Origin of the sequence: Microvirgula aerodenitrificans DSM 15089 (assembly GCF_000620105.1) — a bacterium.
Lineage (GTDB): Bacteria > Pseudomonadota > Gammaproteobacteria > Burkholderiales > Aquaspirillaceae > Microvirgula > Microvirgula aerodenitrificans.
Genome location: NZ_KK211072.1, coordinates 1 through 14,987 on the forward strand (window position 1 = coordinate 1; position 14,987 = coordinate 14,987).

Here is a 14,987-nt window from a genome sequence, read left to right on the forward strand (position 1 = left end):
GGAGATGCAGTAGCCGCAGCCGATGCAGTTCTCTTCCTGGAAGTCGACGATGCCGTTGCTGTACTGGATGATCGCGCCGGGCGACGGGCAGGCCTTCAGGCAGCCCGGTTCGCTGCAGTGCATGCAGCCGTCCTTGCGGATCAGCCATTCCAGCTTGCCGTTTTCCTCGACCTCGGCATAACGCATCACCGTCCACGACTGGGCGGTGAGGTCGGCCGGGTTGTCGTAGACGCCAACGTTGTCGCCGATCTCGTCGCGCAGGTCGTTCCACTCCGAGCAGGCGACCTGACAGGCCTTGCAGCCGATACAGGCCGACACGTCGATCAGCTTGGCGACTTCCAGCGTGTGCCGGGCCTGCGGCGGGGCGGTCGGGCTCGCGGAGCGGCGGGTGATGTCAAGCGATTGCAGTGCCATGGTCCGCCCTCCTTAGGCTTTTTCCAGATTGACGAGGAATGACTTGAACTCCGGCGTCTGCGTGTTCGCGTCACCGACGAACGGCGTCAGCGTATTGGCGATAAAGCCCTTCTTCGCCACGCCCTCGTAGCCCCAGTGGATCGGGACGCCGATGTGGTGCACGGTCTTGCCGTTGACCGTCAGTGCCTTGATCCGCTTGGTCACCACCGCGCGAGCCTTGATATAGCCGCGCATCGAGCTGACCTTGACCATGTCGCCATGGCTGATGCCTTTTTCCTTTGCCAGCGCCTCGCCGATTTCGACGAACTGCTCCGGCTGCATGATGGCGTTCAGCCGCACGTTCTTGGTCCAGTAGTGGAAGTGCTCGGTCAACCGGTAAGTGGTGCCGACATACGGGAACTTGTCGTGCTCGCCGAGCTGCGCGCGGTCGTCCTTGAACATGCGCACGGCCGGATTGCTGATCACCTTCGGGTGCAGCGGGTTGGTGCCGATCGGCGATTCCATCGGCTCGTAGTGCTCGGGGAACGGACCTTCGGCCATCTTGTCGATGGCGAAGAAGCGCGCGACTCCTTCCGGCTGCATGATGAACGGGTTCATCGGGCTGCCCGGCGGCTCGTCGATCTTGAAGTCGGGCACATCGGCGCCGACCCACTTCTCGCCATTCCACTTGAACAGCGAGCGGGCCGGATCCCACGGCACCCCGTTGCGGTCCATCGACGCACGGTTGTACAGGATGCGGCGGTTGGCCGGCCACGCCCATGCCCAGCCGAGCGTATTGCCGAGGCCGGACGGATCGGCATTGTCGCGCCGCGCCATCTGGTTGCCGGCCTGGGTCCAGGAACCGGCGAAGATCCAGCACCCGCTGGCGGTGCTGCCGTCAGCCTGCAGTACGGCGAAGCCGGGCACCTGCTCGCCCTTTTTCGCCAGGAACTGGCCGGGGTTCTTCGGGTCCGGAATGTCGGCCAGTGCCGTACCGTTGAGTTCCTTTGCCAGTTCTTCCGGCATTGGCGCATGCGGTATGCGGTACTTCCACGACAGGTTCATGATCGGATCGGACGGTGCGCCGCCTTCAGTGCGATACAGCTCGCGCAGCTTCAGGAACAGCCCGGCCATGATCTCGACGTCGGGAATGGCTTCGCCCGGAGCATCGGCACCCTTCCAGTGCCACTGCAGCCAGCGGCCGGAGTTGACGATGGCGCCGTCTTCTTCGGCAAAGCAGGTCGTCGGCAGGCGGAACACTTCGGTCTTGATGCTGGCGGTGTCGACGTCGTTCTGCTCGCCGTGGTTCTGCCAGAAAGTCGAAGTGTCGGTCGCCAGCGGATCCATGATGACCAGATACTTCAGCTTCGACAGGGCGGCGATGGTCTTGTTCTTGTTCGGGAACGCGGCCACCGGGTTGAAGCCCTGGCAGAAGTAGCCGTTCATCTTGCCCTGCTTCATCAGCTCGAACACCTGCAGCACGTCGTAGGACTTGTCCCACTTCGGCAGCCAGTCGAAGCCCCAGTTGTTGTCCGCCGTGGCGTTGTCGCCGAACCAGCTCTTCATCAGGCTGACGAAGAACTTCGGCGTATTGCCCCAGTAGTTCATCTGGTCCGGACGCGTGGCCTTCGGCGTGGTCTGGGTGATGTAGGTCGCGTAGTCGGTCTGCTTCTCGCTCGGCAGGTTCAGATAGCCGGGCAGGTTGGTCGACAGCAGGCCAAGGTCGGTCAGACCCTGGATGTTCGAGTGGCCGCGCAGGGCGTTGATGCCGCCGCCGGCCATGCCCATATTGCCGAGCATGGTCTGCACCATGGCCATGGTGCGGATGTTCTGCGCGCCGATCGAGTGCTGGGTCCAGCCGAGTGCGTACAGGAAGGTCGCGACCTTGTCGCGCTTCGCGCATTCGCCAAGCATCTCGCACACCTTCAGGAACTGGTCCTTCGGCGTACCGGTGATGCTGCTGACCATGTCTGGGGTATAGCGGCTGTAGTGGTCCTTCATCAGGTTCCACACGCAGCGCGGATCGGTCAGGGTGTCGTCCACGCGGGCCATGCCGTTCTCGTCCAGCTGGTAGTTCCAGCTCGACTTGTCGGCATACTTGCCGTTGCTCGCGTCCCAGCCCGAGAACAGGCCGTCGTCGAACGCGTAATCGTCGCGCACGATGAAGCCTGCGTTGGTGTACGACTTTACGTACTCCCAATTGATCTTGTCGTTGGCAATCAGCCAGTTGATGACACCGCCAAGGAAGGCGATATCGGTACCGCTGCGGATCGGCGCGTAGTAATCGGCGACCGAGGCGGAACGGGTGAAGCGCGGGTCGACCACCACGAGCTTGGCGCCGCGGGTCTGTTTGGCTTCGATAACCCAGCGGAAACCGACCGGGTGGGCTTCAGCGGCATTGCCGCCCATGATGATGACCAGATCGGCATTCTTGATGTCGACCCAGTGGTTGGTCATGGCGCCACGACCGAATGTTGGGGCAAGACTTGCCACCGTCGGACCGTGTCAAACGCGCGCCTGGTTGTCGAACGAAAGCATGCCGAGGCTGCGCACGACCTTGTGCGTCAGATGGCCGGCTTCGTTGCTGGAGGCGGATGCGGCGAGGAAGCCGGTAGTCAGCCAGCGGTTGACGGTCACGCCGGCGGCGTTCTTCTCGATGAAGTTCGCATCGCGGTCGGCCTTCATCAGTTTGGCGATGCGGGCGAACGCGTCATCCCAGCTGATGCGCTGCCACTTGTCGCTGCCGGGGGCGCGATATTCGGGGTGCTTCAGACGATTGTCGCTGTGCACGAAGTCGAGCAGGCCGGCGCCCTTCGGACAGAGTGCGCCGCGGCTGACCGGGTGATCCGGGTCGCCTTCGATGTGGAAAATCTCCGCCTTGGCATTCTTGGCGCCGTCGCCGAGGCTGTACATCAGCAGGCCACAGCCTACTGAACAGTATGTACAGGTGTTGCGGGTTTCCGTCGCTCGCTGCAGCTTGTAGGCGCGCACGTCGGCAAAAGCCGTCGATGGCAGCACCCCCAGGGCGGCGAGACTCGAACCAGCGACACCGCCTGCGCAGATCTTGAAGAACTGCCGTCGGTTTACCTGCATGGATTGGCCTCCGATGGGTCAGGGTTGTTCTTTTTCATGACATGTCCGCTTTCGGTATAGCAGGGTGGTGGCCCGGCAGGACATGGCGATACCGCCACCATGATAACGGCTGGGTGCGGACAGTGACCAGCACTGTCCGGGGCACGGGCGGGTGACCCGCCATGCCGGCAGCCTGTAAAATCGGCGTTTTACCCAGGTTGCGATATGTCCGACGTCCAGTTCGATACCCCGATTCTTCCGACCCGCCCCTGCCGGGTGCGCCGGGTATCCGCCGATGGCGCCCGCGACCATGAGGATCTGCTGGCGACCGAAGTGCCGGTGGCGCTGGTGTTCAACGGACTGTCGCATGTGGTGATGATGTGTTCGCCGCTCGATCTCGACGATTTTGCCCTCGGCTTCAGCCTGTCCGAGGGCATTGTCGGGCGGCGCGAGGAGATCTTTTCCATCGAGACCGTCGAGCGCGCGGCCGGCATCGAACTGCATCTGGAGCTGGCGTCGGCGCGCTTCAGCGCGCTGAAGGAACGACGGCGGCAACTGACCGGGCGTACCGGCTGCGGACTGTGCGGGGTGGAAAGCCTGCAACAGGCGATCCGGCCGGTCGGCCATGTCGGACAGACGCTGCAGCTGGCCCCCGGCGCGCTTGGCCGCGCGCTGGCGGAACTGGAAACCGGGCAGACGCTGGCCATGGAGACCGGCTGCACCCACGCCGCGGCCTGGTGTGCGCCGGACGGGAGCGTGGTGGCGGTGCGTGAGGACGTGGGCCGGCATGTGGCTTTCGACAAGCTGATCGGCGCCCGTGCCCAGGCCGACTGGGGCGCGGGCTTTGCGCTGCTGAGCAGTCGCGCCAGCTACGAGCTGGTGCACAAGGCGGCGGCGGTCGGCATCGAGCTGCTGGCGGCCATGTCCGCCCCGACCGCGCTGGCGGTCGAACTGGCGCAGGCATCCGGGCAGACGCTGGCCGCCTTTGTCCGCAAACAGCGCTACGGGCTCTACAGTCATCCGGCGCGGGTGCCGGACAGCGCGCCTCAGCACTGAGTTTCGTTCGTTTTTCCGGGCAGGATTGCCACAGGATCGAAAATGCCCTGAAACGGTCGTGATGCGCCGTTTTATTCCACTACACTGGCATTTTCTGCCACGCTTCGCGGCCGGGCTTTTATCTGCCGCATCGCATCGCATTCGTAACCGCGTGCGCGGGGTTCCCGCGCCATGCCGCGCGGCTATCCTTTTCAGGCCCGGTATGGTAAGAATCCTGTCACAAATTTCTTATCACCCACGCAGTTAGCAACATGGCACTCATTGTTCAGAAATACGGCGGCACGTCGGTGGGCTCGGCAGAGCGCATCAAGAACGTGGCCCGCCGCGTCGCCAAGTGGAAGGCGCAAGGGCATGGACTGGTCGTGGTCGTTTCGGCCATGAGCGGGGAAACCAACCGCCTGATCGCACTGGCGAAGGAAATCCAGCCGGATCCCGATCCGCGCGAGCTCGACGTCATCGCCGCCACCGGCGAGCAGGTCACCATCGGCCTGCTGTCGATGGCGCTGAAGGAAATCGGCATCGACGCCGTCAGCTACACCGGCTGGCAAATGCCGATGATCACCGACAGCGCACATACCAAGGCCCGCATCCAGTCGATCTCCGATGAGAAAATGCGCGCAGACCTCGACGCCGGTCGCGTCGTGGTCGTCGCCGGTTTCCAGGGCATCGACGAGACCGGCAGCATCACCACGCTCGGCCGTGGCGGCTCGGATACGTCGGCGGTGGCGATTGCCGCCGCGCTGAAAGCGGACGAGTGCCAGATCTACACCGATGTCGACGGCGTCTACACCACCGATCCGCGCGTGGTGCAGGAAGCCCGTCGCCTGAAGACCATCACCTTCGAAGAAATGATCGAGATGGCATCGCTCGGTTCGAAGGTGCTGCAGATCCGTTCGGTGGAATTCGCCGGCAAGTACAAAGTGCGGCTCCGCGTGCTGTCTTCGTTCGAAGACGAAGGCGAGGGTACGCTGATCACGTTTGAGGAAGATGAGACTATGGAAAAGGCCGTCGTCGCCGGTATCGCGTTCGACCGTAACGAAGCCCGCATCAATGTGAAGGGTGTGCCGGACAAGCCGGGCATCGCCTATCAGATCCTCGGGCCGGTGTCGGATGCGAATATCGAAGTGGACATGATCATCCAGAACGTCGGCGACAACGGCACCACGGACTTCTCGTTCACCGTGCCGCGCGGCGAATACCAGAAGGCGCTGGCCATCCTGCGCGACGTGCAGAGCCACCTCGGCGCGGCCGACGTCAATGGCGATGACAAGATCGCCAAGGTGTCGATCGTCGGCGTCGGCATGCGTTCGCACTGTGGCATTGCCAGCACCATGTTCCGTACCCTGGCCGAAGAGGGCATCAACATCCAGCTGATCTCGACCTCCGAGATCAAGGTGTCGGTGCTGATCGACGAGAAGTACCTGGAACTGGCCGTGCGCGTGCTGCACAAGGCATTCGGCCTCGATCAGGCCTGAAACTTCAGTTTCGACGACTGCTGATAAAGGCGGGCACCGACGGTTGCAGTAGCGTCGGTGCATGCCCGACTGACAGAAGCTGTCGTGAGCATGGCAGTCTGCCTGATTGAATCCTGCCCCTTCCGTCCCCGCCGTCGCGGGGAAACCTCACTACGCTCGTTCTGCGCTGCGGGGTTTATGGATAGTCCGAGACCGCCAGCATGGCGGTCTTTTCATTTCCGTTCAGTGACTTGCGTTCGCCAGTCGAATCCGGCCTCGCATAGCTGTTGACGACAGCGCGCCCAGCACGTATATTTCGCATCCTCTTGACGGAGAAATGGCCGAGAGGTCGAAGGCACTCCCCTGCTAAGGGAGCATACGGGCCAAAACCCGTATCGAGGGTTCGAATCCCTCTTTCTCCGCCATACCCAAACACGAAAGCCCTGACTTGTCAGGGCTTTTTTGTTTTTCCGGCTGCGGGGGCCGCCGGCCCGGATGGCTGCCATTTTATTGTTAGAGCGAAAACGTTTTGCCTGCGATAATGGCCCGGTACCGGATGGCGTCGGCGCGCATTGCGCATGCGTGGGAAAAATGGGCGGTCGTGCTGCGGACAAGCTGATCCGGTGTTGCTATCAATCCTCTTTTTAGTGATTCGTTCAGGGGCGAGGGAATAAATGGTTTACAAGGTATCGCTTGATTATCAGTACAGCCTTCAGCCCAGGCCGCGTAATGCCGCGCTGGAGAAATTGCTCGACAAGCAGGTCGATGCGTACTGCTGGCGCATGCTGGAAATGACCTCCTTCGCCGAGGGCCTGAAGAAGATCAACCGCGTTGAAGCCGCGGACAGCATCGAACCGCGCTGGGACAACGGGAACTGGATTCCCTGTCTCGATGCTGCCTCCATTTATTACCTGATCGGCAAGCAGCGGCCGAAGATCTACATGGAAGTCGGTTCCGGCAACTCGACGAAGTTCGCGCGCAAGGCGATCAAGGACTTCGGACTTTCCACCCGGATCGTGTCGATCGACCCGATGCCGCGGGCCGAAGTGGATACCATCTGTGATGAAGTGCTGCGCTATCCTCTGGAAGACGTGGGCGTCGAGGTGTTCGATTCACTGGGACAGGACGACGTGCTGTTCGTCGACAACTCGCATCGTTCCTTCCAGAATTCTGATGTGACGGTATTCTTTACCGAGATCCTGCCCCGTCTGAAGCGCGGCGTCGTCTATGGCGTTCATGACATGTTCCTGCCTGACGACTATCCCGCCGACTGGGAATCGCGGATTTACAACGAACAGTACCTGATGAGCGCCTACCTGCTGGGCGGCCATGGCGGGGACGAAATTTTCCTGCCCAACTGGTACATCCATACCTCTGACAACCAGAATCTGAAAGAGCTTCGGGAACAGATCTTCTCCGATCCCCATTACGAGGGATTGAACAAGGTTGGAACCTGCTTCTGGCTGAAACGGGCCTGAGCTGCCGGTCAGACGATAAAAGCCCCGATATATCCTGTCGGGGCTTTTTTTCGTCCGCCGCTTTGTGATCTGGCAACTGAACGGGCAATACGCATGCCGATCATGCACGGCATCAGCTGATGTCCATCTCCCCATCTTCTTTCCAGACCGCCTGACGGGCGGCACTGGCAAGCCGGTACTCGCCCGGGGTGACGCCATACGCCTGCTTGAACTGCCGGTTCAGATGGCTCTGGTCGGAGAAACCCAGGTGATGCGCGACCCGGAACGGCAGCCAGCCTTTCTTCAGCAATGACCGGGCTTCGGTCAGCCGGTGCTGCATCAGCCAGGCGTGCGGCGGCAGGCCGGTGGCCTGACGAAACACGCGGGCGAAATGGAATGGCGACAGCCCGGCTACCGCCGCCAGTTCTTCCAGTGACGGGGGGCAGGCGATCCGGCTGTCCAGCAGCTCCCTGGCCCTGACCACGGCGCCGGGGGCGGCGCCGGGCTGGCGGGGTTCGGCGACCCGGGCGTGGCGCTGGACCAGCAGCAGCACGGCCTCGCGCCAGGCGGTCTGCTGCTCCAGTGCACTGGCGCCGCGTTCTGCCAGTCCGTGCAGCCAGCGAAAGGCCCGAGCCAGTTGCGGGTCGTGCAGCACACTGGACTTGAACAGCGGCAGGCCACTGCGCGGCAATGACAGCTCGTCCAGCACTTCGGTGATGCGTTCCCGCTCCGGGTAGAAGCCCCGGTAGCGCCAGCCCTGTTCGTGGGCCGTGGTGCCGGTATGCCGTTCTTCCGGGTTGATCAGCACCATACTGCCGACCGGCGCCAGATGCTCGCTGCCGCGATGCCAGAAAGTCTGGGCCCCGAACTCGATGATGGTGATCACATAGCTGTCGTGCACATGCGGGGCGAAGCGCTGATGCACGTAGTGGGCGTGCAGCAGTTCAATATTGCCCAGCGCGCTGGCCTGCCAGAAGCGGGTCCGTTCCTGTGGTGCGGTTTTCATGCGCTGCCAGGCCAGTTGCCAAGAACAAAGAAGAAGGTCATGCCTGCCAGCATGCTGAGCAAGGTGTTGCGGGTCAACAGCACCAGCACGATCGTCGCCAGCGCACTCAGCAGGTAAGGGTTGTCCGGGCGCAGGTCCAGTTGTCCGTCGTGCAGGAACACGATCGGCCCGCAGATGGCGGTCAGCATGCCGGGCACGGCGAAGCCGAGGAAGGCCCGGGCCTGCCGGCCCAGACGCAGTGGCAGGCGCGGTTCGAGAAACACATAGCGGTTGGCGAATACCACCAGACCCATGCCGATGATCAGGGCCGTCATCATCATGATTTTCCTTTGAGTTGCTGACAGACATAGCCGGCACTCATGCCGGCCAGCCCGGAAAGCACCAAGGCCGATTCCCAGTGCCAGTCGCTGAACAGCACCGAGCAGCACAGTGAGCACGCGACGCAGACCACCGTCGGCATGTTGCGCACCAGCGGCACGATCAGGGCAATGAAGGTGGCGACAATGGAGAAATCCAGCCCCAGCCGGTTCAGTTGCGGAATGCTGCTGCCCAGCACGATGCCGGCCAGGGTAAACAGGTTCCAGGCCAGATACAGCGTCAGGCCGGCGCCCAGTGCATACCAGCGGTTGAACTGCTGCAGGCCGGCACTGTTGACGGCGAAGAATTCGTCCGTCAGCAGAAAACCCAGCCCCAGGCGCCAGCGTGCCGGCAGACCGGACAGTACCGGGCGCATCGTCAGGCCATACAGCAGGTGCTGCGAGGTCAGCAGCAGGGTGGTCAGCAGGATCGAGAACAGCCCCGCGCCACTCTTGAGCATGCCGATGGCCACCAGCTGGGCTGCGCCGGCAAAAACGATGACCGACAGGCCCTGGCCTTCCCAGGGCGTGAGCTTCGCATCGATCGCCAGGGAGCCGGCCAGCATGGCCCATGGCGCAATGGCCAGCGACAGGGGCAGGATGGCGATCGCGCCGTGGACGAAGGCGCGGCGGGCGGGGAGGGGTGTGGACATGGCGGCAATGACGGGAAGGCTCGGAGCGGAAAGCATGCCTGAGCGCCCCCGGTGCTGCCTTGAACGATCTTGCGCTTGCTATGCTTTCGCCGGCACGGTGGCGGGCAGTTCCCGGCACAGCAGATGGTGGCCGTACAGTGCCATGCCCAGCACCACGAGCCCCGCCGCCAGGGCGACACTGAAGCCGGCGCGCGCGCCAAAGGCGTCCACGACCCAGCCCGACACGGCCGCACCGAGGGCAACGCCGATGCCGAGCCCGGTAATCAGCCAGGTCAGGCCTTCGGTCAGCCGGGCGCCCGGCACGATGGTTTCGACCAGGGTCATCGCGACAATCATGGTCGGGGAGAAGAATACGCCGGCGACCAGGACCACCAGCGACAGGCCGAGGATATCGCTGGCAAGCAGCAGCGGCAGGGTGGTGACGGCAGTGGCCAGCCCGGCGAACAGGAACAGGCGCGGCAGGGGAATGGACAGCCTCAGCGTGCCGAAGACCAGTCCGGCCAGACACGAGCTGACGGCGTAGACCGACAGCACGATGCTGGCGGCAGCGGGCTGGCCCTGCTGGGCGGCGAAGGCCACGCTGACCACGTCCACCGTGGCGGCAATGGCGCCCATCGCCATCAGCAGGACCACCAGCGCACGAATGCTGGCGGAACGCATGACCGATTCGCCATCGGTGGCGTGCCGGGCATGGACCGGGGGCTCGGTCGTGCGCTGTGCCACGAAGGCTGTCACGCCGATGGCCAGCAGCAGCAGGGCGACCAGCGGACCGGCCTCCGGAAATACCGCCACGCTCAGCCCGACCGACAATGGCGGGCCGACAATAAAGCACACCTCGTCCAGCACCGATTCCAGCGCATAGGCGGTCCGCAGCTGCGGCTTGCCGCGATAGACCTGGGTCCAGCGCGCGCGGGCCATGGCCGACATGCTGGGCATGCAGCCGGCCAGCGCAGCAAAGACGAACAGCGTCCAGGCGGGCGCCTGCAGCCGGGTGCACAGCAGCAGGCCCAGCATCGCCGCTGCGCTGATGGCGGCGGCCACCGGCAGCACGCGCCCCTGGCCGTAACGGTCGACCCGGCGCGACACCTGCGGTGCGAACACGGCCGTGGCCAGGGCGAAGGTCGCGGCCACGGCGCCGGCCAGTCCGTAGCCGCCGCGCAGTTGCGACAGCATGGTGATAAGACCGATGCCGGTCATCGACACCGGCATGCGGGCCAGCAGCCCGGCCAGGGCGAAGCCTGTGGTGCCGGGGGCGTTGAACAGTTCGCGGTAGGAATTTGACATGACAACCAGCCTCTTGTGACCGCGCATGGGGAAAAAGATACGCGGCGTATGCGAATGCAGCGTATTGACGTACACTGCGTATGTCAATGAAAGCCTGATCCGGAAATGCCGATACCCCGCCGCGCCCGCGCCGACATGATTGATGAAACCCGTGCCAAACTGCTTGCCACTGCGCGGCGGGCATTCGGCTCACAGGGCTATGCCAATACGTCGATGGATGATTTCACCGCCGACGCCGGGCTGACCCGGGGCGCGCTCTATCATCACTTCGGTGACAAGAAAGGACTGCTGGCGGCGGTGGTCAGGGAGATGGACGCGGAGATGGATGCCCGGCTGCAGGCGGTGTCGGATGGTGCGGCCGATGCCTGGAGCGGTTTTCGCGATCGCTGCCGCGCCTACCTGCAAATGGCACAGGAACCGGAAATCCAGCGCATCGTGCTGCAGGATGCCTACGCGGTGCTCGGTGCCGCCATGCCGGCGGCGCAGCAGTACTGCATTCAGTCGCTGAACCAGTTGCTGGACGGGCTGATGCAGGCGGGCACGATCGAGCGCACCGATCCGGAGGCGCTGGCACGGCTGATCAATGGCAGCCTGGTGGATGCGGCGCTGTGGATCGCCGGCGGCGAGGCGGACAACGATCGCCTGCCGCGAGCGCTGGACGGGCTGGAATTGCTGCTGCGCGGATTGCGTACTCGCTGACGGTGTTCAGGCGGTCAGTCGTCCACGCCAGAAGCGCTTCAGCGCTTCCAGCACGATGACCAGCCCGACCACCGGAACAACCGCGATGGCGAGGTCGTCGACATGCAGCGGGCCGAAGCGGAACAGGGCGCGTGCCGGCGCCCATGCTAGTGCCAGACCAAGCAGCAGCAGCGCCACCGACCCGACCCACCACAGTGCGCGATTGCCGCCGCGCAATGCCCCGCGCACCGAGCTGTCGAACGAGCGATTGACCAGCACCAGCCCCAGGTTGGCCAGGACCAGCGAGACGAAGGTCAGCGCGCGTACATCGGCCTCCGGCATGCCGCGCCACAGCGCAAGCAGATAGAGGGTGGCAATCACGGCCAAGACCAGCGCGCCCTGCAGCAGGCTCCAGTACACCAGTCCCGACGAGAACAGGTGACTGTCCTCCGCCCGTGGCGGCCGGCGCATGATGTCTTTTTCTTCCCGTTCGGCCTCGAACACGACCGAGCAGACCGGATCGATGATCATCTCGAGGAAGGCGATGTGGATCGGCGAAAAAATGAGGGGCAGGCCGGTCAGCAGCGGCAGCAGCGCGAGGCCGGCGATCGGTACGTGGATGGCGAGGATGTAGCCCATGGCCTTGCGCAGATTGTCATAGATGCGCCGGCCGAGGCGGACCGTCCTGACAATGGAGCCGAAGTCGTCATCCAGCAGCACCAGCGAGGCAGCCTCCCGTGCCACGTCGGTACCGCGCCCGCCCATGGCGATGCCGATGTCGGCGGCCTTCAGCGACGGCGCATCATTGACGCCATCGCCGGTCATGGCCACGATGGCGCCGCCGGCCTTGAGTGCGCGAACGATGCGCAGCTTCTGGTCCGGCATGACCCGGGCGAACACCGGAATCGACGCGACATGGCGGCCGAGTTCGGCATCGCTCATGGCCGCCAGTTCGTCGCCGCTGACGCAGCGGTCGGTGGCAAGGCCGGCCCGGCCGGCGATGGCCAGCGCCGTCGCCGGATAGTCTCCGGTGATCATGACCACCCGGAGCCCGGCCGAACGGCATTCACGCACGGCCTCCGGCACTGACGCCCGCAGCGGATCGGCGAGTCCGACCAGGCCGAGCAGGGTGAAGACAAAGGCGGTCGGTGATGCCGGCCAGTCATTGCCGTGATGCGTCGCTTCCGCTACGGCCAGCACCCGCATGCCGTCAGCGGCCATCCGGTCGACATCGCGGGCCAGCGCGGCGCGCGCCGTGGCATCCAGCCGGCACAGGGTGGCGATGGCCTCCGGTGCGCCCTTGCTGGCGATGACCACCTCGCTGTCGCCGGGGCCTTGCCACAACTGGGTCACTGCCAGCAGATCCGGCCGCAGCCCGTAGCTGTGGACCCGGGTTGACGACGCTGGCGGCAGCGCGTGGCCGTGCTGTGCCGCCAGTGCATGGAACGCTTTCTCCATCGGATCGAACGGGTCGGGGGCACAGGCCAGCCGTCCGTGATCGATCAGGTGGCGGAACCGGTCCGGCAGCGCCGGCGGCAGGCCGGCGTCGAGGCGCAGGATGTCGCCGTCGATGGCCAGGGCGACCACCGTCATGCGGTTCTCGGTCAGGGTGCCGGTCTTGTCGGTACAGAGCACCGTGGCCGCGCCCAGCGTCTCGATGGCCGAGGCGCGACGGGTCAGCACCCGGATGCGTGAAATCCGCCAGGCGCCCATGACGGTAAACACGGTCAGGACCAGCGGAAATTCTTCGGGCAGCATCGACATGCCGAGTGCGATGCCGGCCAGCAGCGCGTCGAGCCAGGACCCGCGCCACAGGCCATAAAGAATGACGGTCAGGCTGCAGGCGACGAGGCCGAACAGGGCAAAACGCCGGACCAGTTTGCGGGTTTCCAGCGTCAGGCGTGGCGGTGCGCTGTCGATGGCTTCCAGTGCCTGGCCGATCCGGCCGATTTCGCTGCGCGCACCGGTGGCGGTCACGCGTGCCGTTCCCTGGCCGCGCACGATCAGCGTGCCGGAAAACACGAAGGGCAGGCCGTCGCCGCCGGGGCGCGGGCCGGGGGACGCGTCGCCGGACGCGACCTTGCCGACCGGGGCCGACTCCCCTGTCAGCAGCGATTCGTCAACCTGCATGTCGATGGCGGTGAGCAACTGCGCGTCTGCCGGTACCCGGTCGCCCTCGTCGAGCACGATCAGGTCGCCGCGCACTACCTCGCGACCCGGAATCCGCTGCCGTTCGCCATCACGAATGACCAGCGCGCGCGGGCTGGTCAGGTCGCGCAGGGCTTCGAGCACACGCTCGCTGCGGCTTTCCTGCACGATGGCGATCATGACCGAAATCGAGGCGAAGGCGAGCAGCAGCAGGGCTTCGGTATGGTCGCCAAGCAGCAGATAGATGAGGCCGGCGCCGATCAGCAGCCCGAACATCGGTTCGCGCACGACTTCAAGCGCGATGCGGGGCAGCGAGCGATGCCCGGTACGTGGCAGTTCGTTGAAGCCTTCCTCGCGGAGCCGGGATTGCGCTTCGCTGCAGGTCAGCCCTTCCGGTGCGTCGGACACGACATCCCTTTCCCGATAGGCCGGCATGGCCGTCCCTACCATAGCACCGAACCGGTGCCGGCGGCACGATGACAGCGGCGCCATGATCTCGGCTAAGATATGTCAATCAGGCTGGCGTTTCATGGCCGGACTGGTGCGACAACAACGAAAACGGGGGACGGTATGAACTCGCTTGAAATCATGCTGGCGCTGATCTTTGCCGGTTTTGTCCTGCTGCTGACCGGCTATTCGCGACGCGACGACAAATCCGGGATCTTCATGCTTGCCATGGGCATTCTGGTGATGTTCGGGACCGTGGCCTACAAGCTGTATCTCGAACTGGGCTGAGCTGGCGCGGGCAGGGGACAGTCCATACCCGCTGCCAGGTGTTACACCCGGAACCGGGCGATGGTGGTCAGCATGTTCTGTGCCTGTTCGTTCAGGCTGGCTGCGGTGGCCGAGTTGTTCTGCGAGCTGGAATGGCTTTCTTCGGCCATCTGCGCCACGCGTTCGATCTGCTGGGCGATATTGGTGCTGGCCATGGACTGTTCGCGCATCGAGTGCGAGATCTCGGCAATCTGACCGACCGTGCCGCCGGTGCGGTCGAGAATGCGCTGGATGGCCTCGGTCGCCCGGTTGGCCGCTTCCATGCCGGTTTCGACCTGGGTCACCACTGCCTGCATCGACACCACGGTCTGGTTGGCATCGCTCTGCATCGACGACACGGTGCCGGTGATTTCCTGGGTCGACTGCGCGGTGCGCTCGGCCAGCTTGCGCACTTCGTCGGCGACCACGGCAAAGCCGCGGCCGAGCTCCCCGGCACGGGCCGCTTCGATAGCCGCATTCAGCGCCAGCAGATTGGTCTGTTCGGCGATGTCCTTGATCACGCCGACCACGGTACCGATCGACGTGGTTTTCTCTTCCAGCTTGCCGATCTGGGTGGCGGCGAGTTTGACGCTGTCCGAGGTGCTGCGAATCATGCCGATGGTGTCGTTGATGATCGAGGCACCCAGCGAGGCCTCTTCTCCGGCTTCGCGGGCGCT

The 14,987-nt window shown here is 64.3% G+C and carries 12 protein-coding genes, 1 tRNA gene and 1 pseudogene; 6 read left to right on the forward strand and 8 right to left on the reverse strand.

Annotated elements, in window-relative coordinates; genetic code table 11:
• A partial coding sequence (locus tag Q352_RS0117995; RefSeq protein ID WP_036386992.1) for a 4Fe-4S dicluster domain-containing protein occupies positions 1-414 on the reverse strand: 414 nt, incomplete at its 3' end.
• Between the two features lie 12 nt (positions 415-426).
• The gene (gene fdnG, locus Q352_RS0118000) at positions 427-3,486 is read right to left on the reverse strand and encodes a formate dehydrogenase-N subunit alpha (protein WP_156952609.1); all 3,060 of its coding nucleotides are present in this window, start codon (positions 3,484-3,486) and stop codon (positions 427-429) included.
• A 204-nt stretch (positions 3,487-3,690) separates the two neighbouring features.
• On the opposite strand from fdnG, the gene fdhD reads away from it, so the two are divergent.
• From fdhD to Q352_RS21925, 4 genes are all read left to right on the forward strand, one after another.
• Positions 3,691-4,521, forward strand: coding sequence for a formate dehydrogenase accessory sulfurtransferase FdhD (gene fdhD / locus Q352_RS0118010; RefSeq protein WP_084300383.1), 831 nt, complete (start codon positions 3,691-3,693; stop codon positions 4,519-4,521).
• 251 nt (positions 4,522-4,772) lie between these two features.
• Positions 4,773-5,996 carry an aspartate kinase gene (locus tag Q352_RS0118015; protein ID WP_028500511.1) on the forward strand — a complete coding sequence of 408 codons (1,224 nt, stop codon included), beginning with the start codon at positions 4,773-4,775 and terminating at the stop codon, positions 5,994-5,996.
• Between the two features lie 310 nt (positions 5,997-6,306).
• A tRNA-Ser gene (locus tag Q352_RS0118020) sits at positions 6,307-6,400 on the forward strand.
• Between the two features lie 249 nt (positions 6,401-6,649).
• Positions 6,650-7,453, forward strand: a complete 804-nt coding sequence (locus Q352_RS21925; RefSeq protein ID WP_084300385.1) for a class I SAM-dependent methyltransferase — start codon at positions 6,650-6,652, stop codon at positions 7,451-7,453.
• Positions 7,454-7,565: 112 nt separating this feature from the next.
• On the opposite strand, the gene Q352_RS0118030 is transcribed toward Q352_RS21925, so the two are convergent.
• From Q352_RS0118030 to Q352_RS0118045, 4 genes are all read right to left on the reverse strand, one after another.
• Complete coding sequence (locus Q352_RS0118030; RefSeq protein ID WP_028500512.1) at positions 7,566-8,438, reverse strand: AraC family transcriptional regulator; 873 nt, start codon at positions 8,436-8,438, stop codon at positions 7,566-7,568.
• The gene (locus tag Q352_RS0118035) at positions 8,435-8,758 is read right to left on the reverse strand and encodes an AzlD domain-containing protein (RefSeq protein WP_036386973.1); all 324 of its coding nucleotides are present in this window, start codon (positions 8,756-8,758) and stop codon (positions 8,435-8,437) included. Before Q352_RS0118035 ends, Q352_RS0118030 begins: the two co-directional genes overlap by 4 nt.
• On the reverse strand, positions 8,755-9,447 hold the full coding sequence (locus tag Q352_RS0118040; RefSeq protein WP_028500514.1) for an AzlC family ABC transporter permease: 693 nt from the start codon (positions 9,445-9,447) through the stop codon (positions 8,755-8,757). The genes Q352_RS0118035 and Q352_RS0118040 overlap by 4 nt, the downstream gene beginning before the upstream one ends.
• A gap of 78 nt (positions 9,448-9,525) precedes the next feature.
• Positions 9,526-10,731, reverse strand: coding sequence for an MFS transporter (locus tag Q352_RS0118045; RefSeq protein ID WP_028500515.1), 1,206 nt, complete (start codon positions 10,729-10,731; stop codon positions 9,526-9,528).
• 105 nt (positions 10,732-10,836) lie between these two features.
• On the opposite strand from Q352_RS0118045, the gene Q352_RS0118050 reads away from it, so the two are divergent.
• Entirely contained in the window at positions 10,837-11,430 is a 594-nt protein-coding gene (locus tag Q352_RS0118050) for a TetR/AcrR family transcriptional regulator (RefSeq protein ID WP_036386974.1), read from the forward strand.
• Between the two features lie 6 nt (positions 11,431-11,436).
• Here the strand turns inward: Q352_RS0118050 and Q352_RS0118055 are convergent, their stop codons facing one another.
• A complete protein-coding gene (locus tag Q352_RS0118055; RefSeq protein ID WP_028500517.1) occupies positions 11,437-13,965 on the reverse strand; it encodes a cation-translocating P-type ATPase in 2,529 nt (842 codons plus the stop codon).
• A gap of 162 nt (positions 13,966-14,127) precedes the next feature.
• On the opposite strand from Q352_RS0118055, the gene Q352_RS23825 reads away from it, so the two are divergent.
• Positions 14,128-14,292, forward strand: a complete 165-nt coding sequence (locus tag Q352_RS23825) for a hypothetical protein (protein ID WP_169735668.1) — start codon at positions 14,128-14,130, stop codon at positions 14,290-14,292.
• A gap of 41 nt (positions 14,293-14,333) precedes the next feature.
• On the opposite strand, the pseudogene Q352_RS21930 reads toward Q352_RS23825, so the two are convergent.
• A pseudogene (locus tag Q352_RS21930) lies at positions 14,334-14,963 on the reverse strand (methyl-accepting chemotaxis protein); the annotation flags it as partial.
• Positions 14,964-14,987 lie beyond the last annotated feature (24 nt).

Excerpts from the sequence above, each read along its gene's own strand:
- fdhD (WP_084300383.1), top strand. The coding sequence starts at position 3,691 with ATGTCCGACGTCCAGTTCGATACCCCGATTCTTCCGACCCGCCCCTGC.
- Q352_RS0118015 (WP_028500511.1), top strand. The coding sequence starts at position 4,773 with ATGGCACTCATTGTTCAGAAATACGGCGGCACGTCGGTGGGCTCGGCA.
- Q352_RS21925 (WP_084300385.1), top strand. The coding sequence starts at position 6,650 with ATGGTTTACAAGGTATCGCTTGATTATCAGTACAGCCTTCAGCCCAGG.
- Q352_RS0118030 (WP_028500512.1), bottom strand. The coding sequence starts at position 8,438 with ATGAAAACCGCACCACAGGAACGGACCCGCTTCTGGCAGGCCAGCGCG.
- Q352_RS0118035 (WP_036386973.1), bottom strand. The coding sequence starts at position 8,758 with ATGATGATGACGGCCCTGATCATCGGCATGGGTCTGGTGGTATTCGCC.
- Q352_RS0118040 (WP_028500514.1), bottom strand. The coding sequence starts at position 9,447 with ATGTCCACACCCCTCCCCGCCCGCCGCGCCTTCGTCCACGGCGCGATC.
- Q352_RS0118045 (WP_028500515.1), bottom strand. The coding sequence starts at position 10,731 with ATGTCAAATTCCTACCGCGAACTGTTCAACGCCCCCGGCACCACAGGC.
- Q352_RS0118050 (WP_036386974.1), top strand. The coding sequence starts at position 10,837 with ATGCCGATACCCCGCCGCGCCCGCGCCGACATGATTGATGAAACCCGT.
- Q352_RS23825 (WP_169735668.1), top strand. The coding sequence starts at position 14,128 with ATGAACTCGCTTGAAATCATGCTGGCGCTGATCTTTGCCGGTTTTGTC.